This is a genomic window from Lysinibacillus sp. NPDC056232 (assembly GCF_042267565.1).
Taxonomy (GTDB): Bacteria; Bacillota; Bacilli; order Bacillales_A; family Planococcaceae; genus Lysinibacillus.
In genome coordinates this window covers 1-24,580 of sequence record NZ_JBHJTF010000032.1, presented here as the reverse complement: position 1 = coordinate 24,580, position 24,580 = coordinate 1, and the positions used below count along the sequence as shown (strand labels likewise).

27 protein-coding genes are annotated in these 24,580 nt (G+C 35.8%); 23 read left to right on the top strand and 4 right to left on the bottom strand.

The features are described 5' to 3' along the window. Positions 1-35: 35 nt before the first annotated feature. Together ACFCYJ_RS20135 and ACFCYJ_RS20130 are read right to left on the bottom strand one after the other, a co-directional pair. Positions 36-326: a hypothetical protein gene (locus ACFCYJ_RS20135; RefSeq protein WP_376076236.1), complete on the bottom strand. Its 291-nt coding sequence runs from the start codon at positions 324-326 to the stop codon at positions 36-38. After that, positions 262-438 (bottom strand): hypothetical protein, encoded by a 177-nt coding sequence (locus ACFCYJ_RS20130; RefSeq protein WP_376076234.1) that lies wholly within the window; start codon positions 436-438, stop codon positions 262-264. The genes ACFCYJ_RS20135 and ACFCYJ_RS20130 overlap by 65 nt, the downstream gene beginning before the upstream one ends. 405 nt (positions 439-843) lie before the next feature. Here ACFCYJ_RS20130 and ACFCYJ_RS20125 point away from each other — a divergent pair, with 405 nt between their 5' ends. The 20 genes from ACFCYJ_RS20125 to ACFCYJ_RS20030 all read left to right on the top strand — a co-directional run bounded on the left by ACFCYJ_RS20125 (position 844) and on the right by ACFCYJ_RS20030 (position 19,616). Next, positions 844-1,614 carry a hypothetical protein gene (locus tag ACFCYJ_RS20125; RefSeq protein ID WP_376076232.1) on the top strand — a complete coding sequence of 257 codons (771 nt, stop codon included), beginning with the start codon at positions 844-846 and terminating at the stop codon, positions 1,612-1,614. Continuing rightward, positions 1,611-1,967, top strand: a complete 357-nt coding sequence (locus ACFCYJ_RS20120; RefSeq protein WP_376076230.1) for a GntR family transcriptional regulator — start codon at positions 1,611-1,613, stop codon at positions 1,965-1,967. Before ACFCYJ_RS20125 ends, ACFCYJ_RS20120 begins: the two co-directional genes overlap by 4 nt. A gap of 10 nt (positions 1,968-1,977) precedes the next feature. Beyond that, complete coding sequence (locus ACFCYJ_RS20115) at positions 1,978-2,673, top strand: ATP-binding cassette domain-containing protein (protein ID WP_376076227.1); 696 nt, start codon at positions 1,978-1,980, stop codon at positions 2,671-2,673. A gap of 5 nt (positions 2,674-2,678) precedes the next feature. Further along, complete coding sequence (locus ACFCYJ_RS20110; protein ID WP_376076225.1) at positions 2,679-3,602, top strand: ABC transporter ATP-binding protein; 924 nt, start codon at positions 2,679-2,681, stop codon at positions 3,600-3,602. Beyond that, positions 3,580-4,518, top strand: a complete 939-nt coding sequence (locus ACFCYJ_RS20105; protein WP_376076222.1) for an ABC transporter permease — start codon at positions 3,580-3,582, stop codon at positions 4,516-4,518. Before ACFCYJ_RS20110 ends, ACFCYJ_RS20105 begins: the two co-directional genes overlap by 23 nt. Positions 4,519-4,784: 266 nt before the next feature. Beyond that, positions 4,785-6,731 carry an N-acetylglucosamine-specific PTS transporter subunit IIBC gene (gene nagE, locus ACFCYJ_RS20100; protein WP_376076220.1) on the top strand — a complete coding sequence of 649 codons (1,947 nt, stop codon included), beginning with the start codon at positions 4,785-4,787 and terminating at the stop codon, positions 6,729-6,731. Positions 6,732-6,918: 187 nt separating this feature from the next. Next, complete coding sequence (nagA, locus tag ACFCYJ_RS20095) at positions 6,919-8,064, top strand: N-acetylglucosamine-6-phosphate deacetylase (RefSeq protein WP_376076217.1); 1,146 nt, start codon at positions 6,919-6,921, stop codon at positions 8,062-8,064. A gap of 52 nt (positions 8,065-8,116) precedes the next feature. Further along, positions 8,117-8,821 carry a glucosamine-6-phosphate deaminase gene (locus ACFCYJ_RS20090; protein ID WP_376076215.1) on the top strand — a complete coding sequence of 235 codons (705 nt, stop codon included), beginning with the start codon at positions 8,117-8,119 and terminating at the stop codon, positions 8,819-8,821. Continuing rightward, entirely contained in the window at positions 8,818-9,084 is a 267-nt protein-coding gene (locus ACFCYJ_RS20085; protein ID WP_376076212.1) for an HPr family phosphocarrier protein, read from the top strand. The genes ACFCYJ_RS20090 and ACFCYJ_RS20085 overlap by 4 nt, the downstream gene beginning before the upstream one ends. Beyond that, a complete protein-coding gene (gene ptsP, locus ACFCYJ_RS20080) occupies positions 9,081-10,793 on the top strand; it encodes a phosphoenolpyruvate--protein phosphotransferase (RefSeq protein WP_376076209.1) in 1,713 nt (570 codons plus the stop codon). Before ACFCYJ_RS20085 ends, ptsP begins: the two co-directional genes overlap by 4 nt. Before the next feature lie 186 nt (positions 10,794-10,979). Further along, positions 10,980-11,849, top strand: a complete 870-nt coding sequence (locus tag ACFCYJ_RS20075; RefSeq protein WP_376076207.1) for a LysR family transcriptional regulator — start codon at positions 10,980-10,982, stop codon at positions 11,847-11,849. A 153-nt stretch (positions 11,850-12,002) separates the two neighbouring features. Beyond that, a complete protein-coding gene (locus tag ACFCYJ_RS20070) occupies positions 12,003-12,659 on the top strand; it encodes a response regulator transcription factor (RefSeq protein ID WP_376076204.1) in 657 nt (218 codons plus the stop codon). Then, positions 12,656-13,699, top strand: a complete 1,044-nt coding sequence (locus ACFCYJ_RS20065) for a sensor histidine kinase (protein WP_376076201.1) — start codon at positions 12,656-12,658, stop codon at positions 13,697-13,699. The genes ACFCYJ_RS20070 and ACFCYJ_RS20065 overlap by 4 nt, the downstream gene beginning before the upstream one ends. A gap of 47 nt (positions 13,700-13,746) precedes the next feature. Further along, positions 13,747-15,261 (top strand): multicopper oxidase family protein, encoded by a 1,515-nt coding sequence (locus tag ACFCYJ_RS20060; RefSeq protein ID WP_376076199.1) that lies wholly within the window; start codon positions 13,747-13,749, stop codon positions 15,259-15,261. A gap of 229 nt (positions 15,262-15,490) precedes the next feature. Next, positions 15,491-16,228 carry an urease accessory protein UreH domain-containing protein gene (locus tag ACFCYJ_RS20055; protein ID WP_376076196.1) on the top strand — a complete coding sequence of 246 codons (738 nt, stop codon included), beginning with the start codon at positions 15,491-15,493 and terminating at the stop codon, positions 16,226-16,228. A 59-nt stretch (positions 16,229-16,287) separates the two neighbouring features. Continuing rightward, positions 16,288-17,193 (top strand): aminoglycoside phosphotransferase family protein, encoded by a 906-nt coding sequence (locus tag ACFCYJ_RS20050; protein ID WP_376076193.1) that lies wholly within the window; start codon positions 16,288-16,290, stop codon positions 17,191-17,193. 267 nt (positions 17,194-17,460) lie between these two features. Beyond that, entirely contained in the window at positions 17,461-17,784 is a 324-nt protein-coding gene (locus ACFCYJ_RS20045) for a YnfA family protein (RefSeq protein ID WP_376076297.1), read from the top strand. Positions 17,785-17,950: 166 nt separating this feature from the next. Next, on the top strand, positions 17,951-18,466 hold the full coding sequence (locus ACFCYJ_RS20040) for an RNA polymerase sigma factor (protein ID WP_376076190.1): 516 nt from the start codon (positions 17,951-17,953) through the stop codon (positions 18,464-18,466). Then, positions 18,456-19,061 carry a zf-HC2 domain-containing protein gene (locus ACFCYJ_RS20035; protein WP_376076188.1) on the top strand — a complete coding sequence of 202 codons (606 nt, stop codon included), beginning with the start codon at positions 18,456-18,458 and terminating at the stop codon, positions 19,059-19,061. The genes ACFCYJ_RS20040 and ACFCYJ_RS20035 overlap by 11 nt, the downstream gene beginning before the upstream one ends. 141 nt (positions 19,062-19,202) lie before the next feature. Continuing rightward, positions 19,203-19,616 (top strand): GNAT family N-acetyltransferase, encoded by a 414-nt coding sequence (locus ACFCYJ_RS20030; RefSeq protein WP_376076295.1) that lies wholly within the window; start codon positions 19,203-19,205, stop codon positions 19,614-19,616. Between the two features lie 120 nt (positions 19,617-19,736). Here ACFCYJ_RS20030 and ACFCYJ_RS20025 read toward each other — a convergent pair whose 3' ends face one another. Continuing rightward, on the bottom strand, positions 19,737-20,492 hold the full coding sequence (locus ACFCYJ_RS20025) for a class I SAM-dependent methyltransferase (RefSeq protein WP_376076186.1): 756 nt from the start codon (positions 20,490-20,492) through the stop codon (positions 19,737-19,739). Between the two features lie 526 nt (positions 20,493-21,018). On the opposite strand from ACFCYJ_RS20025, the gene ytaF reads away from it, so the two are divergent. The 3 genes from ytaF (at position 21,019) to ACFCYJ_RS20010 (ending at position 23,435) form a co-directional block, all read left to right on the top strand. Beyond that, a complete protein-coding gene (ytaF, locus tag ACFCYJ_RS20020) occupies positions 21,019-21,651 on the top strand; it encodes a sporulation membrane protein YtaF (RefSeq protein WP_376076184.1) in 633 nt (210 codons plus the stop codon). A 167-nt stretch (positions 21,652-21,818) separates the two neighbouring features. Next, positions 21,819-22,475 carry a helix-turn-helix domain-containing protein gene (locus tag ACFCYJ_RS20015; protein WP_376076181.1) on the top strand — a complete coding sequence of 219 codons (657 nt, stop codon included), beginning with the start codon at positions 21,819-21,821 and terminating at the stop codon, positions 22,473-22,475. A 30-nt stretch (positions 22,476-22,505) separates the two neighbouring features. Next, on the top strand, positions 22,506-23,435 hold the full coding sequence (locus tag ACFCYJ_RS20010; protein WP_376076178.1) for an LCP family protein: 930 nt from the start codon (positions 22,506-22,508) through the stop codon (positions 23,433-23,435). Positions 23,436-23,747: 312 nt separating this feature from the next. On the opposite strand, the gene ACFCYJ_RS20005 is transcribed toward ACFCYJ_RS20010, so the two are convergent. After that, the coding region (locus ACFCYJ_RS20005) for an MBL fold metallo-hydrolase (RefSeq protein WP_376076175.1) at positions 23,748-24,580 on the bottom strand (833 nt) is incomplete at its 5' end.

The following is a 24,580-nucleotide window of genomic DNA, read 5'->3' as shown; positions in this document are numbered from 1 at the left end:
CTGCAATGTAACTTGGAAATTCAAATTCTGATTAACTAAAGTATATTTAAAGAAAGGGAGGAATTTACAATGTCCATTATCGCATCTTCTATTTTGAGTTTTAGTTTATTAACTTCCCCTGTGGCTTCTGAAGATTTTTCAGAACCAATTGACGATTCTGTTGAAGGACCGGAAATTACATTATCTGATGATTCCTTTTTAACAGCTGAGGGTTTAAGCGTTAGAGCATCAAGTGGAAAAGGGCATCTTGCTCCTTGGGGATTAGCAATAGAGGAACGAAGGGCTAAAAACATCACGTCCAGTGATAACGCCTTCGTGATCAACATCCTGCTGTTGCTGCCGCTCCGCTTTCACACAAAAAACATCTTGTTGCTGCCGCTCCGCTTTCGCACAAAAAACATCTTGTTGCTGCCGCTCCGCTTTCGCACAAGTTGCCACGACGCCTCCAGGAAAGCGCCCAGTCACGGATGTCGATAAAATTCAGAAGTTGGGTGATAAAACGCAAAAGTTAGTCGATAAATTTAAAAAGTTGGGTGATAAAATGCAAAAGTTAGTAGATAAATCTAAAAAGTTGGGCGATAAAACGTAAAAGTGTAAAGTTGGATGACGTTTTGTTAAAACGTCAGTCATGTGGATAAGTTGATTAGAGTGAAGACTTGACGCCCTCAGGAAATCACCTCCAATCTTACAAAAGATGCATACTTTATTAACATTAAATTCATTACAACATGAAGAAAGGAGCCTAAAATTTAAAGGTTCTTCCTTTTTTTGCTTTTAATACTTGCAAATCAAAAAGTCATAGTGTAATATTTAACTAGTACACTATGACACGAGGTGTTTATTTTGAAAAAATTTGCAGGACTTTTAAAAAAGGAATGGGTCCTCTATAGGACATGGCTATTTGTAGGGGTTTTTATAGGGATCATGCTGTCAATGGTAGTTCCATATTTAATAAGGCGGTTTAGTGGTGAATTTGCGTTGGAAAATCAGGCGTCATTTGCCTTCTCAATACTAGTACTAGTCTTAGGTGGATTTTTTTCGATATTACAATTCCTAGCTAGTATGCGTCATGACTTAAAGAACAAAGAGATATGGCTGCATTCAACTAGCTCCATTGCACAGCTTGTAGGTGTGAAAATCGTATTTTCCATAATTGGATACGCGATCTTTAATTTTATCTTTGTGAGTATAGCTATTTGCAAAGTCAAAGATGAAATTATAGGCAACTTCGCACAATTACTTTTACTACTTTTATTTTTTGTAGCCATTATAGTTATTCTTCAATTGATGATGTTTGTGATACTGCTACTATTTTTAGCATTGAATCTCCAAATGAAACACTTTATTGGAAGTTTTTCCATTGTGATCACGATGGTGGCCTTTTTCATTAGTATGAATGAATGGTTGAAATTTACAGAAAGTGAATTGTATGATAAAATTTTCCATCGTATAGGGATTCGTTTAACTACTCTGGAGCAATTTTTTCCACAGTTACCATCATTTCAGTTCAACTTTGAGACAATGTATGTCGTAGAAGAAGTAGCAACGATCATTTTTGTAGCGATTTTATTTATCATAGCGACAAAGTGGCTTGAAAAGGTGGTTTTACGATGACAATCGACTTTTCACGTGATAAGCCCATCTATAGCCAGCTTGTCGATCGGATATGTGGGGACATTTTGAAAGGGAAGCTAGTGCTTGGGGATCGACTTCCTTCGGTTCGAGAGTATGCAGTGGAAACAGGTGTCAATGTAAATACTGTGCAACGGGTGTATAAGGAGTTAGAAGCGATGAATATAACGGAAACCAAACGAGGTCAAGGTACATTTATTACAACCGATGATGGGCGAATTGCTCTATTACGGGAAGATATGAAAAATCAACTGGCAGATCATTTTTTAACTTCCATTGAAGCACTTGGATTTTCAAAGGAAGAGATGCTCGTTGTTTTACAAAATAAATCGTGAGGTGAAATAAATGCTACAGCTATCATATGTTTCTTTTCGTTATATGAAAAAGCCTATTTTACAAGATGTGTCTTTTTCCATTCCTGTTGGACAAATCATTGGGCTTGTTGGAGAAAATGGTAGTGGCAAGTCGACACTATTAAAAGTGTTGGCAGGCCTATTACGTCCATCAAGTGGTGAGGTATTGCTAAATGGAACGCCTGTTACACGTAGAAGTGCTGATGAAATTGCTTATTTACCAGATATTGATTTATTTTTTGATTTTTACACAGGTGAGCAGCTTTTTCAGCACTATGCCTCTCAATTCGAAGATTTTTCGTATGATAAGGCTTGTATCGTTGCAGAGTTTTTACAAGTTGATAAAAATGTGAAGCTACGGCAATTATCAAAGGGGAACCGTGGTCGGATGAAAATGGCCGCAACGCTTGGGCGAGAAGTACCTTTTTATTTAATGGATGAGCCATTCTCTGGTCTGGATCCAATTGTTCGTGAACAGCTCATTAAAGGGTTAATTCAATTTACAGATATTGAACACCAAACAATATTGTTATCAACGCATGAGTTATATGAGGTAGAGCCTATTCTAGATCAAATCATTTTATTGCAAAATGGTTCGATTATGGCACATGAGGAAGTAGAGACGATTCGAGATGTTTCGAATAAGGATGCTGTGCAATGGATGAAGGCGTTTTATAAGAAAGGGTGAAATTTATGACAACACAACCAATTGTTCAATTGCAAAATTTATCAAAAACTATTCGTGGTAAGCAATTAATTCAGCAATTGAATATCGATTTATATCCAGGGCAAATCACTGGATTTTTAGGACCAAATGGCGCAGGGAAAACGACGACAATTCGTATGATGACAGGTCTTATGAATCCAACCGAAGGAAAAGTCATTATTGATGGGATTTCCTTACAGGATAATTATGAGGAAGCGATTAGTAAGGTCGGTGTAATTGTAGAAAATCCGGAAATGTATAAATTTATGTCGGGCTATAAAAACCTATTGCACTTTGCGCGTATGCATAAAAACGTAACAAAAGAGCGTATTCAAGAGGTGGTTAGACAGGTCGGTCTTGAAAATCGTATTCATGAAAAGGTTTCGACATATTCGCTAGGGATGCGTCAGCGTTTAGGACTTGCTCAGGCACTCCTTCATCGACCAAAATTTTTAATTTTAGATGAACCAACAAATGGTCTAGACCCAGCAGGTATCCGCGAGTTTCGTATGTATTTGCGTAAAATTGCGGCGGAGGATGGAGTATCTGTTTTTGTCTCCAGTCATTTATTATCCGAAATTGAGTTAATGTGTGATCGAGTAGCGGTCATACAAAATGGAAAACTGATTGATATTCGTGATATGAACATTGAAACTTCTTCGTTTTATTATATTGAAGCTACACCAAATAATCAGGCTGCAGCTCTCCTACAAAAGCTCGATTACAATTATGATGCAGAGAATAATGGTTACGTGGTGGAAATAACGAAAGAGGCTATACCGCAACTCATCACGCAATTTGTCAATGATGGCATTCAATTATTTGCCGTTCAACCGCATCAAAAAACGTTAGAGGATCAATTCTTAGAAATGACAGGAGGTGGCCAAATTGTTGAATCTAATTCAAAATGAATGGATGAAATTATGGCATAAAAAAGGAACTTGGGCTATGGTCGCGCTATTAATCCTCTTTATTATTGGTCCTGGTATTATGTTGAAATACTATGAAACAAAAACGACAGAGGATATGACGTGGCAGGAAAGTGAACAGGAGGCCATCAATAGTTATAAAGATACGCTGAAAGATGACAATATATCGGCAGAGGATAAAAAACACGTTGAAGAGAAAATCGCTATTTCTGAGTATCGATTAGCAAACGATGTGCCGTCTCAAGAAGATGGAAGCGTAGAAAGCTTTATGTCATTTACAGGTAGCATGCTGACTGTAGTGACATTATTTACAGTTATTGTTGCAGCAAGTATTGTATCCAGTGAATTCTCTACTGGTACGATTAAAATGCTATTAACACGTCCAGTTTCGCGAGCAAAAATATTAACCTCAAAATTACTTACAACATTCATATTTGGGCTCTTCTTATTTGTTGTTAATGTCATAGTAAGCGCTCTAGTTGGGCTAATACTATTTGGTGGTGCAACTGGTGCTGAGCTAGAAATGGTCAACGGTCAGGTTGTTGAAAAAGCAGTATGGAATGATTTAGCATACCACTATTTACTTTCTGGTGGAGACTTTGTCATGTCAATATTGTTTGCTTTCTTAGTGGGCTCCGTTTTCCGTTCAAGCTCATTAGCAATTGGCTTAACGATGTTCTTATCTTTTACTGGTGGAATTATTGTCATGTTCTTAAGCAGATTTGAAATCGTTAAATATATTTGGCTAACACATTCAGATTTAACACAGTATGAAAGTGGTCAGTTTATAGTACAAGATATGACAATGCCATTCTCACTAACAATTCTTGCGATTTATGCTGTTCTTTTCCTTGCGATCAGCTATATGTCCTTTATGAAACGTGACGTCACAGCGTAAAGAAAAAAATGAATGAACTGTAGCCCCATTGGTTGAAGAAAAGCTTCCAATTGGGCTACACTTTGTTTCAAGGGCAATACAATATACATCCCTATAAATAAATTATGTTTGGATGTAATTGAATAAAATCGTTGAATCCCTTCCTTCATTTCAAAAATAATGTTTATTTTTTGTACGAGTGGTAATATAATTGTAGCAACAACTTAATGAAAACGCTTTTTTTTTCTATTAAGTGGTCTAGACAACTATACCAAAGGGGGATAATAATGTTAGCTTTTTTACAAAAAATCGGTAAGTCGTTAATGTTTCCAATCGCTACATTACCAGCAGCCGCAATATTGTTACGCTTAGGCTCTGATGACATGCTTGGTGCAGTGTCAAATGACGTTATTAAGCATATTGCAAGTATTATGGCAGCATCTGGTGATGCGATTTTAGGTAATTTACCTATTATTTTTGCAATCGGTATCGCAATGGGCTTAGCACATGATAATAGTGGTGGAGCAGCGTTAGCGGGCGCCATTGCACATCTAGTATTAGTCGCAGTATTAGGATCTGTAAATGAAGACCTGAATATGGGTGTATTCGGTGGTATTATTGCAGGTATTACAGCAGGCTTACTTTATAACAAATTCTATAATGTAAAATTTCCAGAATGGCTGTCATTCTTCGGAGGACGGCGTTTTGTGCCAATTATAACGTCCATCACAATGGCAATTTTAGCAGGTATTTTAGCTGTTATATGGGGACCAATTCAAGGTGGTATTGATTCAGTAGGGAACTGGTTAATCGGTGCTGGATCACTTGGTGTTGGGTTGTATGGCTTTTTTAATCGTCTATTAATTCCAGTCGGTCTACATCATGTTATTAATACAATCATATGGTTTGACTTTGGTGAATTTACAAATGCTGCAGGCGAACTTGTCAAAGGAGATATTCATCGATTTTTAGCAGGAGACCCATCAGCAGGACATTTCCAAGCAGGTTTCTTCCCAATCATGATGTTTGGATTACCAGCAGCGTGTCTTGCGATGTACTTTGCAGCGAAAAAGAAAAATCGTGCAGTAGTCGGTGGAATGTTCGTATCCATCGCGTTAACAGCATTTTTAACAGGTGTAACAGAGCCTATTGAATTTACATTTATGTTTTTATCACCAGTACTTTATGGGATCCATGCAGTCTTAACAGGTATTTCGCTCGCCATTGCCTATATGATTGGATTCCGGGACGGTTTTGCTTTTTCCGCAGGTTTAATTGACTATCTTTTAAACTTTGGTTTAGCAGATAGTCCATGGCTATTACTTCCATTAGGATTAGGTTTCGGGGCAATTTACTTTGTCGTTTTCTATTTCTTAATCAAGAAGTTAGATTTAAAAACACCTGGTCGTGAAGACGAAGATGAAGAAGGGGCAGATGTTACTTCAGCTGTTTCTGATGATTTAGATGTACGTGCTTTCCATACAATCGAAGCATTAGGTGGACAAGAAAATATTAAGCAAGTTGATTACTGTACAACACGTCTTCGTATGACTGTTGGTGATACGGATCAAGTGGATGAAAAAACATTAAAACAAACGGGTGCGCGTGGTGTTATGCGTATAAGTAAGACAAATGTACAAGTAATTATCGGTACATCTGTAGAGTTTTTGGCAGAAGCCATGAAAGATCGCCTGAAAAAGGGGAATCCAGCGCCTTCAAATGTAGATGTACAAAAAGAAGCGCCTGTTGAAGAAGAAACAGTAGCAGAAAGAACAAATCCTTCCAATGATTTTGAAATGCCAATTACAGGAGATTTAATACCGTTATCTGACGTGCCAGATGAAGCATTCTCGTCAGGCATAATGGGGCCAGGTTTTGGTATTCATCCAAAGGATGGTACAGTTCATGCGCCATTTGATGGTCAAGTAGTAATGGTTTTCCCAACGAAGCATGCGATCGGCTTAAAATCTAATACAGGTGTAGAAATATTAATTCATGTCGGTTTAGATACGGTCACTCTAAATGGTGAAGGTTTTGAAGCGATGGTGACAGAAGGTCAATTAATTCAACGTGGTGATACTTTATTAAAAGTTGATTTTGAGCGTATTAAAGACAAAGTACCGTCTATCGTCACACCAGTTGTTTTCACAAGTTTAATGGGACAAGAAATTACACTTGAAAAAACTGGTTTCCAACGAGCAGGTTCTCATAACATTATTTCGATGAAGAAGTAACAAACAAGGGATGCTGTCTAAAAGGGTCCATCTAACAAAATGAACATGCTCTAATCGTTAATCCGCTTTATTTTCTGTGGGGAAGCATGGGTCACCTGTTGATCCCACAGAATTCTACGCGGATCGTATCGCTTCAAACATACTATTTTAGGACAGTATCTTCTATCAATCCTAGGAGATGTTTTTAATGAAATTATTAATCCGTAACATCACAGTCGTCAATGCAAATGGACGAAAGGAATGTGTCGATGTTTTCATAAAGGATGGGAAAATTGCCCTGATTGCGCAAAGAATTAACGCAGATCATGTGCAACAAATAGATGGTACAGGGAAATTTTTATTCCCTGGTTATATCGATATGCATATTCATGGCTCTGCTCAAATGGACACGATGGATGCATCGAATGAAGGTCTTCATACGATGGCGAAATCACTTGCAAAAGAAGGCACAACAGGTTTTTTAGCAACGACGATGACACAAAGCTTTCAAAATATTGAACGTGCCCTTGAAAATATTGCGCAGTTTACTTCAAATCCAGATGAAGCAGAACTTCTAGGTATTCATGTAGAAGGTCCTTTTATATCAAAAAAGCGTGTAGGTGCACAGCCGCTTGAATATGTTGTAGCCCCTGATTTCGCTGTATTTACAAAATGGCAAAACTTAAGCGGCAATAAAATTAAAGAAATTACAATGGCGCCAGAAGAACCAAATGGATTTGAGGTAGTTCAAGCAATTGCAGAAAACGGTGTGGTCGTATCGATTGGTCATTCTGATGCAACATTTGAACAAATGAAAGAAGCGGTTCAGCATGGTGCAACACAAGGCACACATTTATACAACCAAATGCGCCCATTCCATCATCGAGATCCAGGTGTTGTTGGTGGCGTATTATTATTAGAAGAAATGAAGGCAGAAATTATTGTTGATTTTATCCATATGCACAAGGATGCCGTAAGTATGGCATATCGTTTAAAAGGGGCAGATGGTATTATTTTAATTACCGATGCAATGCGAGCAAAAGGAATGCCGTATGGGGATTATGACTTAGGTGGTCAAATGGTTCACGTCTCCGAAAGTGGTGCCCATTTATCAAATGGTGCTCTTGCTGGTAGTGTATTAAAAATGGACCAAGCTGTACGTAATATGCAACTCATCACGAATTGTTCGTTAGAAGAACTTGTTAAAATGTCGAGCTACAATGCAGCAAAACAACTAAAATTGGCAAACAAAGGACAAATCGCACAAGGATTCGATGCGGATGTTGTAATTCTGGATGAACATTTAATGTTGCAACAAACAATTAAGGCTGGCAAGGTAATCTACGAAGCCTAAGAAGTCGTATGCTCGTTATTAGGATTAAAAAATAAATAAGGGGGAATAGAAATTGAGACTGGAACGCTTTGCTTCAAAAGAAGATTTATACGCTCGTGCAGTAGACATTATCGTGAATGCTAAAAATGAAGGCGCTACAACGTTCGGTCTAGCTACAGGTGGTACAATGGAACCGTTATATAGTAAAATTTGTGAGACTAATATCGATTTCACTAATTGTATTAGCTTTAATCTAGATGAATACGTTGGACTAAGTGCTAAACATGAACAAAGTTACGCATATTATATGTACAAACATTTATTTCACAACAAACCATTTAAAGAATCCTATTTACCGAATGGTTTAGCTGATCATCCTACAGAAGAAACGGCGCACTATGAATCATTATTACAGCAGCATCCATTAGATTTTCAATTGCTTGGTATCGGACAAAACGGTCATATCGGTTTCAATGAACCAGGCACATCATTTGATTCATTGACACATCTTGTAACGCTTGAAGAATCAACACGTCAAGCGAATGCCCGTTTCTTTGATTCGATTGATGACGTTCCAACCGAAGCATTTACGATGGGAATTCAATCGATTATGCGCGCTAAGTGCATTTTGTTAATCGCTGTTGGAGAAGCAAAACGTGATGTAGTAGAACGTGTGCTTGCATCTGAATATACAGAAGAAGTACCAGCAAGTGTATTAACAAAACATCCAAATGTTATCATTTTAACAGATTTACAAAAAGAGGAGAATGAACAATGAAAACAAAACAATTTACAGTAGTAGACCCACAAGGTATTCACGCACGTCCAGCTAGCCAATTAGTAGCAGCAGCAACACCATTTGCTTCTTCTATTGAGTTACAGACAGAACAAAGAACGGCCAATTTAAAATCTATTTTAGGCGTTATGGGATTAGCCCTAAAACAAGGTTCAAAATTTACATTACACGTAGAGGGGGAGGATGAAGAACAAGCGTTTACTGCATTAACAAAATTAATTTCAGAAACGGGGCTAGCACAATGATCCAACTCAAAGGTATTGCCGCATCTGACGGCATTGCCATTGCAAAAGCATATTGTTTAGTACAACCGGATTTATCGTTTGCGAAAACAACTATTCAGGATATTGATGCAGAGCAACAACGCTTAGTGGCTGCGCTTGAAAAAACAGCAGAAGAGTTAGCTGCTATTCAACAGCTAACACATGAAAAGTTAGGGGCGGAAGAAGCAGCCATTTTCGGTGCACATCTACTTGTCGTAAAAGATCCAGAATTAATTGGACCGATCAAACAAAAAATTGCTGAAGAAGCTGTGAATGCTGAATATGCATTGAATGAAGTTTCAACGATGTTTGTCTCAATATTTGAAGGTATGGATGACGACTATATGAGTGAGCGTGCTGCAGATATTAAAGACGTGTCAAACCGCGTTTTAGCGCATCTACTCGGTGTACATATTCCAAATCCAAGCAATATTAATGAACAGGTGATTGTTGTAGCAACTGATTTAACACCTTCTGAGACAGCACAATTGGACCGTAACTTTGTACTTGGCTTTACAACGGATATTGGTGGTCGTACATCACACTCTGCCATTATGGCACGTTCACTAGAAATTCCAGCCGCTGTAGGGACAGGTACAGCAGTTGAGTCCATTCAAGATGGTGATTTATTAATCGTGGATGGTTTAACAGGCGATGTACTTGTAAACCCAACAGAAGATGTGGTTGCAACCTATAGAAAAAAAGCGGAAGACTTTACTGCTCAACAAGCTGAATGGGCAATATTACTAAACGAAAAAACGATTTCCAAAGATGGCGTTCAAGTTGAACTAGCCGCGAACATTGGGTCACCAAATGATTTAGATGCTGTACTACGTCACGGTGGTGAAGGAATCGGTTTATATCGTACAGAATTTTTATATATGGGACGAGACAACTTACCATCGGAGGAAGAGCAATTTACCGCCTATAAAACGGTATTAGAAGGAATGGAAGGTAAAGCCGTTGTCATCCGAACACTTGATATTGGTGGAGATAAAAATTTACCCTATTTACCGCTCCAAGAAGAAATGAATCCGTTCCTCGGTCATCGAGCGATTCGCCTATGTTTAGAGTATCAAGACATTTTCCGTACACAATTGCGTGCATTACTACGTGCATCCAATTACGGTAACTTAAAAATTATGTTCCCTATGATTGCGACATTGCAAGAATTCCGTGACGCGAAAGCGATTCTTTTGGAAGAAAAGGAAAACCTACTTGCACAAGGCGTAGCTGTTAGCGAACAGATTGAAATCGGCATTATGGTTGAAATCCCATCAACAGCAGTGATGGCAGATATTTTTGCCAAAGAAGTGGACTTCTTCTCGATTGGTACAAATGATTTAATCCAATATACGATGGCAGCGGATCGTATGAATGAAAAAGTATCTTATTTATATCAACCTTATAATCCTGCTATTTTACGTTTGATTAAAATGGTTATTGATGCGGCTCACAAAGAAAAGAAATGGGCTGGTATGTGTGGTGAAATGGCAGGGGATGAATATGCTGTACCACTCTTACTTGGTTTAGGTCTAGATGAATTTTCAATGAGTGCAACATCCATTTTAAAAACACGTTCCTTAATTAAAAATTTAGCCGTAGCGGATATGCAAGCATTAGCAACAGAAGCGTTACAATTAGCAACATCCGATGAAGTGTTAGATAAAGTGAAGCAAGCTGTTAACTAATTGTTTAAAAACAAAGAGACAACATAATAAGTAGTTGAAGATACAAGAAATTGGGAATCTTCAACTGCTTTTTTAATTGTACAATTTCAGTAAATGTTTGGTATGAACAATCGCCAGTTTTTAGAAAAGGTTTCAAGATGTAAATAGAATTCGATATAATGAATGAAAAACTAGAGAGGCTTATTTATGGAAACAGAATGGTTACGAACTTTTATTGTTGCTGCGAAAACAGAGAATTTTCGTGAGACGGCAGAACAACGTTTTATGACACAATCAACAGTTTCTAAGCATATTCAACACCTAGAAAAAGATCTACAAACAACGCTTTTTGATAGACAGGGGAAGCATGTGAAGTTAAATCATATCGGTGCTCACTTCCTTCAACACGCCGAGAAAATGATGGCAACGATTGATGAAGGATTGCAAACTACTGTATCCCTTTTGAATGGTTTTACGTCACAGCTAACGATTGGTGTCGCACCACAAATTGCCAATTCTACTTTGCCATTAATCATTCATACATTTCAGCAGCAAAAACCTTCCATTCAAATAATGATTGAACTGTTAAAGTCCAATGAAATCGGGGAAGCGGTATATACAGGTAAAGTAGATATCGGTTTATCAAAATTGACAACAACGCGTGATCTTCACACAGCTCTTCTCGCACAGGAACCACTGCAATTGATTGCTCCGATATCAAAAAAGGCGATAGATGCACGGACTCTTTTACAGCAGGAAATTATATTAACACATGAATATGCACCTTACTGGCAAGACATACAACAAGTACTACAGCAATTTCCAAGCTATAAAAGCATGAATATTAATCAAACAGAGGTTATTAAAAACTTTGTTAAGCAAGGATTAGGAATTGCTTTTTTACCAAAGAGTGTAATTGAGGCTGAATCTCACCAGCAATTACTTCAAAGTTATTCGTTAAAGGAATGTTCCCATATCGTTTCGAGTACCTATTTTTTAACGAAATATGTATCAGCGGATATTGAGGCGTTCTTAGCAGTTTGTCATCTGATATACAAAGATGCAGTTGGTAGGTAAATAGTGGACTGAAAAACGTTAAATGAAATTAATGTTAGGTCGTTAAAGGCCTATTAGATTGGGTAATTGTATGAATGAAACACTTTTACTGTCTATATTGTTTATAATATTCTTGAATTTCTTATGCAAAGTTGGTGTAATTGGAAAATGATAGTGTTAATCGTCGATGATGAAGAAAAGATTACAGAGGTATTGGCATCTTATTTTGAAAATAACGGAGATCATACATTTATTGCACATACAGGAGAATCCGCAATCCAAGTGATTGATCAAGTACCTCTTGATATGATTATTTTAGATTTAATGTTGCCGGATATGGCTGGAGAAGACATTTGCCAATATGTAAAATCAAATTACGATATTCCTGTGATTATGCTTACAGCAAAAATCTCTATTGATGATAAGGTAATTGGATTTGAAATGGGTGCAGATGACTATGTAGTTAAACCATTTCATCCTAAAGAAATATTAATAAGAGCAGCAAGGTTGTTACCCAGTTCACATAAAAAGCAAATTATTATTTTAGGACAGTTGGAATTCCATAAAGATGAGAGAAAAGTATTAGTAAATCATCAAAGTATTCAGCTCACGCCACATGAATTTAACATCTTACTATTACTAGCTGAAAATCCTAAAAAAGTTTTTAGCAGGGATGATATTATTCAAAAAATATATAGTTTTGATTCGAATATAAATCCTCGTATTGTGGATCAACATATTAAAAATATTCGTAAAAAAATGAAGGAAGAGTACATCCAAACTGTCTTTGGTTTGGGATACAAAATAAATGAAAAGGTTATAAATCAATGAAATTTCATATAAAAATTGCCTTAATTATAGCTATCTTTTCTACAAGCATACTCTTATTCATCACAGGGATATTACTTTATAAAGGTCATGAACATTTGATGATGCTCCAAATTCCAGATTCTAAGGAATTAATTCACCATTTTGATATGGCATTAAGGGAAACGGCAATGTGGTCATTAGGCATTTTGCTTATTTTTATACTAATTTCTAGTTTATTAATTGCAAAAACATTAACGAAACCTATCCAAGAACTGAATCACTTTGCGTTAAGACTAGTGCGTGGAGACCGTCATTTAAATATCAGCTATACGATTAATGATCAAATTGGTCAATTAGGTAAATCACTGATGAAACTAGATGAAACATTAAACGCTTATGAACTCCGTCGTAAAGAAATGACACAGGATCTTGCGCATGAAATTCGTAATCCATTAGCCTCGATTAAAAGCTACTTGAGTGCATTTGAAGATGGGATTTGGACAGCTACTCCAGATCGTTTGAAAGCATGTGTCGAGGAAATTGATAGGCTAATTCTTCTTGTTGGAGAATTAGATACATTAAATGATATTAATAATCCTACATTTAAGGTCATGATGAAAGAGCAACCGATTGCTAATGTAATCGAAAAGTCTGTTATTGCGTTGGCAAGTGAATTACTTGAAAAAGAAATACAGGTAGAGTTGGATTTAGACAAAACAATCAATGCAAAGGTAGATGCCTTGAGATTGAATCAAATTCTACACAATATTATAAAAAATGCTATGTACCATGTTCAAAAAGATGGCACTATATTCATCAAATTATTTAAAAAAAGTGATGATTATATAATTCTTGTACATGATAATGGAGTCGGTATGGAAGAAGAAACAAGTCAAAAAATCTTTGAACGAAATTACCGAGTGGAAAATCGATATACTGGCAACGGTATTGGTATGACAATTACCAAAAAGCTAGTGGAAGCACATAACGGTACAATTTCCGTCAAAAGTGAAAAAAATATAGGAACAACATTTTGTATACAAATGCCGTTTTCTACATAATTCCTACACAACTGTTCTATATACTTTAGGTGAAAGGAATGGTTGAAATGAGGAAAATAGCATTAGTAGGTATTATTGCAAGTTTGGGCATACTTGGGGCTTGTAGCCAAGGAAATAATAACGATATGAAGGACATGGATCATTCCTCTATGAAGATGGAGGGGATGGATCATTCTTCACAAGATATGAAAGATATGGACCATGACAAGATGAAGGGACATGAGAGTCATAGCAATGTGGTAAGTTTAAACAATTCAACCGGTAAAAATGAAGTGAAAATCCCTGCTGAACTTCAACGTAATAATAAGGATGAAGTTGTATACACAGTTAGGGCACAAAAAGGAAAAACAGAAATATTTGATGGTGTTCAAACAAAAACGTATGGGTATAACGGATCGTTTCTCGGCCCGATGATTCGTCTTGAAAAAGGTGAAACTGTAAAGATTAGAACGATCAATGAACTTGATGAGGATACAACTTTTCATTGGCATGGACTAGAGGTGTCAGGGGAAAAAGATGGTGGTCCACAAAGCATTCTTAAACCAGGCGAAGAAAATACCATCGAATTTAAAGTGAATCAGGAAGCGGCGACGCTATGGTTCCATCCACATCCACATGGGAAAACAGCTGAACAGGTATATAACGGGCTGGCAGGCTTGGTTTATATTGAAGATGAACATTCAAAAAGTCTTGGATTGCCAAATGATTATGGGAAGAACGATTTCCCCTTGATTTTCCAAGATAGAACATTTGATGATAAGAAGCAATTGAATTATAGCGCTGCAATGAACACAGACGGAACGATTGGAGATACATTATTAATTAATGGAACGCTCAATCCTAAATTGACTTTAAACAAAGAGAAAGTGCGTCTTCGTTTATTAAATGGGTCAAATGCGAGAAATTATACCTTTAAATTGAGTACTGGGGATTCCTTTCTTCAAATCGCAACAGATGGTGGTTTCTTGAATGAACCAGTTTCTTTAAAAGAGATTACACTAACGCCTTCTGAAAGGGCAGAAATTGTAGTTGACTTTTCAAAAATTAAGGATGTTAATGACCTAGCTTTAATAAATGAGGATGGATCTGTCCTTTTACCATTTGTAGTTACTGATCAAAGTGGAGAAACGAGTATGGTCCCTAAACAATTGAATGATCTGTCATTAGAAGATAAAGAAATGGATCTACCTGTCACAAAAAAAGTGGAACTCTTTGGAATGATGGACATGGTCACGATAAACGGAAAGAAATTTGATCCGGAAAGAATTGATTTCACCCAAAAGCAAGGGGTTACTGAGGTATGGGAAATTTATAATAAACCGGATATGATGGGTGGCATGATTCATCCATTCCATATTCATGGAGCACAATTTAAAGTACTCTCTCGTGATGAGAAAAAGCCATCTGAAAATGAACAAGGATGGAAGGACACAATCTCCGTAAAACCAGATGAGACAGTAAAAATAGCTGTACAATTTAAACATAAGGGCATCTACATGTTCCATTGTCATATTCTAGAGCATGAGGATAATGGAATGATGGGTCAAATTCAGGTGGATTAATGCTTAATTGTGGTTAAAATGAAGTTTGATTAAAATCCTGTGTTAATTTTTTGATACAGGATTTTTCTTTTATGTTCTTGTGAATGATTTTAATGAATAGCTATTTTTTTAACGAAATATTGCACAGCTGATATCGAGGCGTTCTTAGCAGTTTGCCATCTGATATACAAAGACGTAGTAGTTGGTACTAAATCTGTGACTTACTATAAAAAATAGAAGGTGTTTCTAGATGTATAGTTTATTGTCGAAAATAAGCCAAATCATTAGTGGACCTATTACAGTATTTTTAAATTCCTATGAACATTCCCCATTCATTATTGCGATTCTTCTTGGATTAGTAGGCGCTTTAGCTCCTTGTCAATTAACGGGGAATATGAGTGCTATCACTTTTTATGGGAATCGAACATTGCAAATGAAAAACAATTGGCAAGAAATTGTTTTTTTTATACTTGGGAAAGTCGTCGTATTTAGTCTAATAGGTTTCTTCGCCTGGTTATTCGGTCAGTCCTTTGAAACTGAGATGACGAAGTATTTTCCTATTTTTCGCAAAGCGATTGGTCCGATCATGCTCATAACAGGACTCGTGCTAATTGGAATTTTAAAATTGAAATTTCTAAATCGAATTCCTAAGTATATTCCGTCTGTTTTAAAAGAAGGGAAATTGGGCTCTTTTCTGATGGGTGCTAGTTTTTCCATAGCCTTTTGCCCTACGATGTTTGTGCTATTTTTCGTGTGGTTAATGCCACCAGTCGCAACCTCTTCGTATGGTGTAGTTTTGCCTGCCATTTTTGGTATAGCAACCTCTGTGCCACTACTAGTGATGCTGGGGCTTATTCATTTTTTTGACGCAAAAAGATTCATTATGCGTACAAGCATGAAAATGGGACGAGTGATTCAAATTGTAGCGGGTGTTATTCTGATTTTTATAGGCGTTACGGATACGATTACATACTGGGGATTGTATTAAGAGTCTTTAAATACCGAAATTGGAGTTGCGTTCCTTATTTTATCTAAAGGAGGGAATATATGGTTGAACAATTATTGGATGAAATACCTTTTCTAAAAGACTATCGAGAGTTGAAGAGAATTAATAAGGGGTTTTCTTCAGATGAAAAGTATTTCATTTCTCTTAAAAATAGCAATGAAAAATATATGATAAGATTTTTTCCAATTAGTCAATTTGAAGATAGAGAAAAGGAGTTTGCAATATTAAAAACAATTGAGACTCATACAAATAAAACGATAAAAGCGATTGAGATTGGGAAAATTCAAGGTCGTGGTTATATAGTAACCACTTATATTGATGGGAATGATGTTGAAGCTGAATTGTTAGTATTAACAGAAAAAGAGCAATATCAATTAGGATTTGAAGCAGGGCAAGAGCTTTTGAATCTACATAAAATACAAGCACCTAAACATATAGAATCATGGTATAAACGAAAAAGTCTAAAGCATAAAAAATATGTAGAGGCTTATCTAGCATGCCCAATAAAAATTGGTCAAGATGAAAAAATCCTACAATTTATAGATAATCATATGTTGTTGATGGAAAATCGCCCTAATATATTTCAGCATGATGACTATCACCCAAGTAATTTAATTGCACAGGAAGGGAAATTAAAAGGAATTATTGATTTTGGGAGATATGATTGGGGTGATCCGATTCATGAATTTTTGAAAATCGGTATTTTCACACGAAATATTAGCATTCCTTTTTCCATTGGTCAAATAAAAGGTTATTTTAATGGTGAAGAACCAAGTGATGAATTTTGGACTTTGTATAGCCTATATTTAGCCATGTGTGTATTTTCAACAGTTGTATGGACATTAAAAACAATACCAGAAGATATGGATAATATGTTAAATAGAATTAATATCTTCCTAGATGATCATCAGGATTTTAACAATGTAAAACCATGTTGGTATAAATAAAAAACAAATAGCATAAATTGCCTTCTAAAATTAATAAAGACTTTAACATATCTAGAAAGTGTTACAAGAAAGGGTAGTGTAGTAAAAACATAATAGCAATATCTACTTTCAATATTTCGCCTTTCTCCTGTTAAAATAAACAACCGCTTATAAATGGTTGCACAGGAGAAAAGCGAAATTTTTTGATTTCATTAATGGTAACGTCCTTTTATGTATAATAGAGCAGATAATGCAATTTTTAAAACATATATAGAAAGAGTGAAAAAAATGATAGGTGCAACATTATTATTTATCCTCGCAGGTATTGGCGAAATTGGGGGCGGCTATTTAATTTGGCTTTGGTTAAGAGAAGGTAAACCATTTTATTGGGGAATTATAGGCGGGATTGCGTTAGCTTTATATGGAGTTGTCGCAACTTTTCAGACTTTCCCAACCTTTGGAAGAGTCTATGCTGCCTATGGAGGTGTCTTTATTGTCCTTTCCATTTTGTGGGGCTGGGGAATAGACGGAGAAAAACCAGACATCTTGGATTGGGTTGGAGCAGGTATTTGTTTGGTTGGTGTGATGGTGATTTTATTACCTCGTTCATGATAGAGAGAATGGGACCTTCTAATATTTTTACGAGCCTTCACAATTTGAGTAAAATCATCATTGTGAAGGATTTTTTTAAAAAAAATAAAATTATTTGTAACGAATCTTCTTTAAAATCTATATATAAGTATCCACCGTTAAAAGGCTAGAGAGAGGAGGGAGGAAAGTGGAGGATTTAAGTAAAATTTACAAATCTTATGCAGATGAAGTAAAACGGTTTCTTATTTGTTTAACAACGAATGTCGATTTAGCTGAAGAACTAACGCAAGAAACCTTTTATCAAGCTGTGAAGTCAATAGACCGATACAACGGTGAATGTAAGATGTCTGTTTGGTTATGCCAAATTGCAAAGCATACATACTATAACCATTTAAAAAAGGAAAAACGTTATAGCCATAGTAGTGTAGAACAAATGATGGAAATGGGGTTGGATGTTCCATCAAATGCAGAATTACCAGAAGTGGAGCTTGCAAGACGTAATACATTTATTTCATTACATAGAGAAATTCATCTATTAAAAGAACCGTATCGTGAAATATTTTTGCTTAGAACTTCCGTCCATCTTAGTTTCAAGGAGATTGGAGAGATATTCGATAAAAGTGAGAACTGGGCAAGGGTAACCTTTTATCGAGCTAAATTAAAATTGGTAGAAAGGATCCAAGGTGATCAGGATGAACTGTAATATAATAAAGGATTTATTCCCCTCTTATATTGATGGTATTTGTAGTGAAGATACGTCTAGCGTTGTCGAGGAACATTTACATCATTGTGAAGAGTGTCGATTGTATTTAGAAATGATGGAGCAGCCAACAAATAATATGTTGCCAGAAGAAGTCATGGTAGCAAAGGCGCCTTTTAAAAGAATTAATAAAAAGCGTCGTATTCAAGTTTTTATGTCCATTTTGCTTACCTTTATGCTCACAATTATAGGCTATCAAGTTGTTCAAAATGTGGGAGTTGTGCATAATTTCTTTTTTCCAATGAATATGACTACTGTAACTGTAACAGATGATAAGGAAGAGTGGCATGCAGTCTATTTCGACAATCAAGAGTATTTTAAGTTTGATAGTGTTTTTTGGAACAAGGAAATCGTCAATGATGCGAATAATGACGGTGAAGTACTTTTAAGAATTAAAGATGCAAATGGTCATGTAATAGTAGATGAGTTTCATATATCGCCCGGGAAAAGCAAGAAATTGGAGGGATTAAAGAAGAACGTAAACTATTATCTTGAGATTAAAGCTAAAAAAGGTCAGTTTTTCATTAATGTAGTTTAAAATTATTAGAGGATTTATAGAATTTGAACCGAATATCTTAAAGTAATGCAGAAAAAGTTTGGGGGTCGCAATTTTGCTACTTTATTTTTGATATCTATCATCCACCTAAAAATTTCAAAATAATTTAGGAGCTGATATATGATGATATACAAAAATGGTCTTGATGGAATTTCTGAGGATAGGTTGAATGGCTTTTTTGTGGATTGGCCGAATCCACCAAACCCACAAACTCACTTAAAGCTGCTAAAAAATAGTAGTAAAGTAGTCATTGCTTTAGACGAACATACGAATCATGTAGTTGGATTTATAACAGCCATTAGCGATGGTGTTTTATCTGCCTACATTCCGTTACTTGAAGTTTTGCCGGAGTATAAAAACAAAGGTATTGGCAAGGAATTAGTTAAACAAATGTTAAAGGAACTTAATGATATCTATATGGTTGATTTGTGTTGTGACGATGACTTAGTTCCTTATTATGAGAAGCTTGGCATGTTCAAATCAAACGGTATGCTCGTTAGGAATTACGAAATGCAGTCGGGTAGTTCAAACAAATAAATAGATAGAAAAACGCTTGGATATTTTCCAAGCGTTTTTTTATGCGCTAAATGATACGCCAATGTTTACTGCGATTTCATTTGTGAAAAGGTCTGCTTATTACAGTTGTATAGATGAATGTTATTTTTTTATAGCAACAAAACGCAATCTGCAATAATCAGCAACCCATTGATGATCCTGATAAAACATTGGCTTTAATAATTGTTCGCATTTTGCGTAAATCTGTTCTTTTTCAGTTTCTGATAAATGCTGGAGCAGATTATTACTGAACATTACTAGCCAATTTCGTAGCCCATCCTCGCCATGAAGCGGTGTAGGGCGTTCAACTAGTGAAATCATTTCAACTGTAAATCCAGCAGCTTCTAACTTCGACTGGTATTCTTCTAAAGTCGGAAAATACCACGGAAAATATTCCTCAATATAAGGTAGTTTAAAGTCCTCCATACTTTTTTGAAGTGCCCAAACAATAGAAGCGATATTACCATGCCCGCCCATTTCAGCGACGAAACGGCCACCTTGTTTAAGTGCACTGTAAATGTTTTTGATGACTGCATCCGGCTGTTTCATCCAATGTAATGCAGCATTTGAAAAGACAGCCTCAAATTGATTTGTTTTGTGAAGTGCTGTAGCATCCATTGTGTGAAACGTAATGTCTGGGTATTTTTGCTGTGCAGCGATAATCATATCGTGGGAGGCATCAATCCCTTGAATATGGGCGCCATGAGTAGCAATTTCATGGGCTAAATCACCTGTGCCACAGCCGACATCTAAAATTCTTTCATTTTTTTGTGGGGCAAGCAAATCCACTAAGCTTCCTCCAAATTTTGAAACAAAGTCATGCTTTTGATCATATAAATTGGCATTCCATGTTGTCATTGTCCCTCATCTCCTTTGTTTGAGCTTACCAGAGAGTTTAATTGAACAGAAATGCGTAAAATGATCAGTTTTGATCCCACATTGGAATATAAGGGGGACCAGTTTAGTAGTAGTTTCGGTGAACCGTTTATTTCATTTTTATAAATTAAAGATTTTCTTTTGACAACAATAGAAAATCTCTAGTAAACAAAGCGCCTTGACTTTATGATTACGAAAGAGCAGCTTCTAACTGTTCATAAATAGTATTTTCAGTATATCCTATCCGACCTTGCGAACAAATGAATTATTTCGTTAGGTCTTTTTGGCGTGCGTAAATTTGTTTGCTTTGAAGGGGTACCCGTCCCAGCTAAACAAAAAATATCACGCTCATGTAATGGTGATAAGCCAATATTTTTCAAAGTTTTATGTAGTACTTTGTATTGTGTTACTAAGGTATTGTTGTTTTTTTGTCAACATTTTTCGGATAAATACGCACCATTTGTCAACACGAATAATATGCTATAAAAAAAATAAGGGATGTGTTTGAGTGAATTGGTTAATGATTGTGGCTTTTACTTTTTCATCCAGTATTGATAATTTGGGTGTCGGACTTTCTTACGGGATTCGGAAGATAAACGTTAGATTTGATAAAAATATTTTAATCTCGATCATTTGTTTTCTAATGAGTATGGGGGGCATTACATTTGGCGTTTGGCTTTCTAAAATTCTTCCAGGTATGCTTCCTGTAATTATTGGAGCGTTATTATTATTTATCATTGGAATTCGGATTATTCTTTTGGCTAAACCACGGAAAGAAGAGTCTTCAATAGTGGGTAGTAACAATGAAATACAGTCCAATAATGTTCAAGATATTTTAAAAAATCCTGAGGAAGCTCATTTCAATAAGTCTGGAGAAATTGGATGGGGAGAAGCTGTACTTCTCGGCATAGCCTTATCGGCGAATGCACTTACGAATGGGGTAGGTGCAGGTTTACTTGGTCTATCACCGCTTGTCATCTCAATCACTGCTGCAATTGGGAGTTTTATTACGGTTTGGTTAGGGGTTAAGTTAGGAAGTAAAGTAGCAGATGTTCGAATTGGTTCATTTACTTTAGGGCAATTTGGAACAATTATTAGTGGAGTCATTTTATTAATAGTCGCTGTTGGAGCTTTCTTTTAACTTCTTTCAGCGGAATCAGGAAGGATCCGTACGCAATTATGCTAAGGCATAATAGATCTAAGTGTTGACAAAATGTCAACGTAATTATACACTTCTTGAGAATGATATTTTCATATTAGACGGCTGCGTGAAGTTATGTTAGTCATTGTAAGAAGGGAGAATCGAAAATGGCTGAACAGAGAAACAGTAGTACTCTTGGTTTATTGCTGAGGGAGTTGTTGAAAGAACGTTCATTATCTATGCGGAAGTTTAGTGAACTCACTGGAATCGACACAGCTACGATCTCACGGATAATAAATGGAAAAAGAAAGGCGACACCACAACATTTAGAAAATTTTGCTGACTGCCTTGGTGTTCCGTTAATCACTCTTTTTGAAGCAGCAGGATACCCAATTGAACCGAGACAAGAAGAGCCAGAAACAGAACCAGATTCAGATATCCATACGTCTGTTGACTCAATACAAGCTTTTCTTAAGTCTTCAAATGTTTACGATGATGAATTTTCGGTGGCAAATGTTGAACAGAAATTAGAAAGCTATGGACTCTATGCGCAAACAGAAGAAGGTAAAAATTCGATACTTAAGGATTTTGATGAAAAAATTAAGAGTGTAGGAAGCATAGGTCCGTTTATAAGCAAATTAAAAGAGTTATACGAGAAATTCTCATCGGGGAAGGGCACAATTTTTGAACTAACCATAATTGGAAGTACTTTATTATATTTTATAATCCCTGTAGATGTTATACCGGATTATTTATTTCCGATTGGTTATTTAGACGATGCAATAGCTGTACAACTCACTACAAAGGCATTATTAAAAAAATAACTTAGACTTAAGTGATAGGTGGATTTAGATATGAAAAAAAGCAAAAAAAGCCGTAAATGGCTAAGGAATTTGTTCTTAGCATTTGCATTAGTAATCGTAGCAGGGCTTATTTATTCGGTTTATCAATACAAAAGTGGATTGGCTATGGCAGACGATGGTCTTTATAAAGATGACCAAAAGGCATATGACCCATTTGAAGGTGCAGATGTGCAATTTGGTCAGATTAATGTGCTATTACTGGGAAGTGACGCTAGGGATGAGGATGGTAGATCAGATTCGTTAATGATTGCACACTATGATCAAACGACGAATGATGTAAAACTTATTTCTATTATGAGGGATACGTATGTCGACATCCCAGGGCACGGAATGAATAAAATAAATGCTGCTTTTGCTTTTGGAGGTCCTGAACTTGTAAGGAAAACAATTAAGCAAAATTTTGATATTGATGTTAATTACTACGCTATCGCGGATTTTAAAGGATTCCCTAAAATTATTGACCTTTTAGCACCTGATGGAATTGAGGTTGATATTCCTTATGAAATGTCCTATGGAATTGATATGACCTTACATCCTGGAAAACAAACTTTACATGGTGACGGCTTATTAGGCTATGTACGATTCCGCCACGATCGTTTAAGTGATTTTGGACGAGTGGAACGCCAACAAGAGGTTTTAACGAAGGTGAAAGAACAAATCGGTGTTTCAAGCTTAATGAATTTGCCAAAATTACTTGGTGTTGCAGATTCATATTTTGATACAAATGTTGATAATAAAACAATCCTTACCATTGGAAAAGGGATTGTAAATGGAAAATCTAGTATGGACACTTTACGAATTCCTATTGCAAATTCTTATGAAGATAAACGTACGAATGTAGGAGATGTTTTAGATATTAACTTAGATAAGAACAAACAGGCATTAGAGGAGTTTTTATCATCAAAGGATAATGAAGACTAAAACAGATTAAATTTCATCTAAGAAGACAGGTTAATAAACAATAAAATAAGAGTATGTTTTGAACAATTATTTCAAAATATACTCTTGTTTTCATATTAATTGATGAGATCAATCACTTTTGCTACCAAAATCCTTTCATTTTTTTGTGCAAGCAAATCCACTTAGGTTCCTCCAAATTTTGAAACAAAGTCATGTTTTTGATCATATAAAAAGGAAAGACGTCAATTTAGCATTAGTTTCGATGAACCGTATCATAAATAAGTGCGTTTTTTATTTAAGTACACAATAATTAAAATAGGCTCTAATAATGTATCAAATATGCGTATAAGAATTGTGCTGTTTCTTTATTTTTTCTATCTCTCCGGACGGTTTACAAACAATCAAATAAGTATCATATCTATCAAGAAGAACTACCGAATAATTACCATCCTCTAGTAATTCAAACTCATTTATTTTCAACATAGCACGACTAGTTCCCATAACATCTGATACATTATCTAATAATTGATACGAATCTAAACCCTCACTTAAAGATGGGAAATCTAACACTCTAGTGATAATTGACTTTACTACACCCTTAGATAAGTCGTATGATATTCCACTGAAAATTACACCTATAATGAACTGCTCCCACCAACCACCAGCTCCCTGTTCTTTTCTGTGTATTGATTTATTTAATTTTACTATTTCAATACCATGCTCACGTAACTCTTTTTGCATTTGCTCGAATTTTTCTTCAGATAACTCCCCTACGTTAATAAACATATCAGGAACTATTGATACATTAATATTTTCCTGTACATTTGTTGGTTTTAAATTTTCAAAGTAAGCTAAGATATGTTCATAGCTATCACTCTCATTGTCACTATTATAATCTTCATAGAGATCTTCATAGATATTCATTTCAATAATTACTTGAATATCATTCTGCACTTTACTAACACGAATGTAAAAACCATCAAATCTTTTTTTACAAATCAAATCATTCAAATCATTATAAAGCTCGTCCACATCAACATTAACATCAAATTCATTTCTAACTTTTACAACAGAATTCGTTTTATCTTTTATAAATTTTTCAATATCATATTCTACATATCTAATCTCTAAGTAAAGCATCCAATTCCCCCTTATAAAATTAAGTC

What these genes read in the sequence shown, in the direction of transcription:
- ACFCYJ_RS20115 (WP_376076227.1), top strand. Translation starts at nt 1,978, where the DNA reads ATGCTACAGCTATCATATGTTTCTTTTCGTTATATGAAAAAGCCTATT.
- ACFCYJ_RS20015 (WP_376076181.1), top strand. Translation starts at nt 21,819, where the DNA reads ATGGCTGAACAGAGAAACAGTAGTACTCTTGGTTTATTGCTGAGGGAG.
- ACFCYJ_RS20030 (WP_376076295.1), top strand. Translation starts at nt 19,203, where the DNA reads ATGATATACAAAAATGGTCTTGATGGAATTTCTGAGGATAGGTTGAAT.
- nagA (WP_376076217.1), top strand. Translation starts at nt 6,919, where the DNA reads ATGAAATTATTAATCCGTAACATCACAGTCGTCAATGCAAATGGACGA.
- ACFCYJ_RS20045 (WP_376076297.1), top strand. Translation starts at nt 17,461, where the DNA reads ATGATAGGTGCAACATTATTATTTATCCTCGCAGGTATTGGCGAAATT.
- ACFCYJ_RS20055 (WP_376076196.1), top strand. Translation starts at nt 15,491, where the DNA reads ATGTATAGTTTATTGTCGAAAATAAGCCAAATCATTAGTGGACCTATT.
- ACFCYJ_RS20035 (WP_376076188.1), top strand. Translation starts at nt 18,456, where the DNA reads ATGAACTGTAATATAATAAAGGATTTATTCCCCTCTTATATTGATGGT.
- ACFCYJ_RS20135 (WP_376076236.1), bottom strand. Translation starts at nt 326, where the DNA reads ATGTTGATCACGAAGGCGTTATCACTGGACGTGATGTTTTTAGCCCTT.
- ACFCYJ_RS20050 (WP_376076193.1), top strand. Translation starts at nt 16,288, where the DNA reads ATGGTTGAACAATTATTGGATGAAATACCTTTTCTAAAAGACTATCGA.
- ACFCYJ_RS20010 (WP_376076178.1), top strand. Translation starts at nt 22,506, where the DNA reads ATGAAAAAAAGCAAAAAAAGCCGTAAATGGCTAAGGAATTTGTTCTTA.
- ACFCYJ_RS20060 (WP_376076199.1), top strand. Translation starts at nt 13,747, where the DNA reads ATGAGGAAAATAGCATTAGTAGGTATTATTGCAAGTTTGGGCATACTT.
- ACFCYJ_RS20025 (WP_376076186.1), bottom strand. Translation starts at nt 20,492, where the DNA reads ATGACAACATGGAATGCCAATTTATATGATCAAAAGCATGACTTTGTT.
- nagE (WP_376076220.1), top strand. Translation starts at nt 4,785, where the DNA reads ATGTTAGCTTTTTTACAAAAAATCGGTAAGTCGTTAATGTTTCCAATC.
- ACFCYJ_RS20075 (WP_376076207.1), top strand. Translation starts at nt 10,980, where the DNA reads ATGGAAACAGAATGGTTACGAACTTTTATTGTTGCTGCGAAAACAGAG.
- ACFCYJ_RS20085 (WP_376076212.1), top strand. Translation starts at nt 8,818, where the DNA reads ATGAAAACAAAACAATTTACAGTAGTAGACCCACAAGGTATTCACGCA.
- ACFCYJ_RS20110 (WP_376076225.1), top strand. Translation starts at nt 2,679, where the DNA reads ATGACAACACAACCAATTGTTCAATTGCAAAATTTATCAAAAACTATT.
- ACFCYJ_RS20065 (WP_376076201.1), top strand. Translation starts at nt 12,656, where the DNA reads ATGAAATTTCATATAAAAATTGCCTTAATTATAGCTATCTTTTCTACA.
- ptsP (WP_376076209.1), top strand. Translation starts at nt 9,081, where the DNA reads ATGATCCAACTCAAAGGTATTGCCGCATCTGACGGCATTGCCATTGCA.
- ACFCYJ_RS20120 (WP_376076230.1), top strand. Translation starts at nt 1,611, where the DNA reads ATGACAATCGACTTTTCACGTGATAAGCCCATCTATAGCCAGCTTGTC.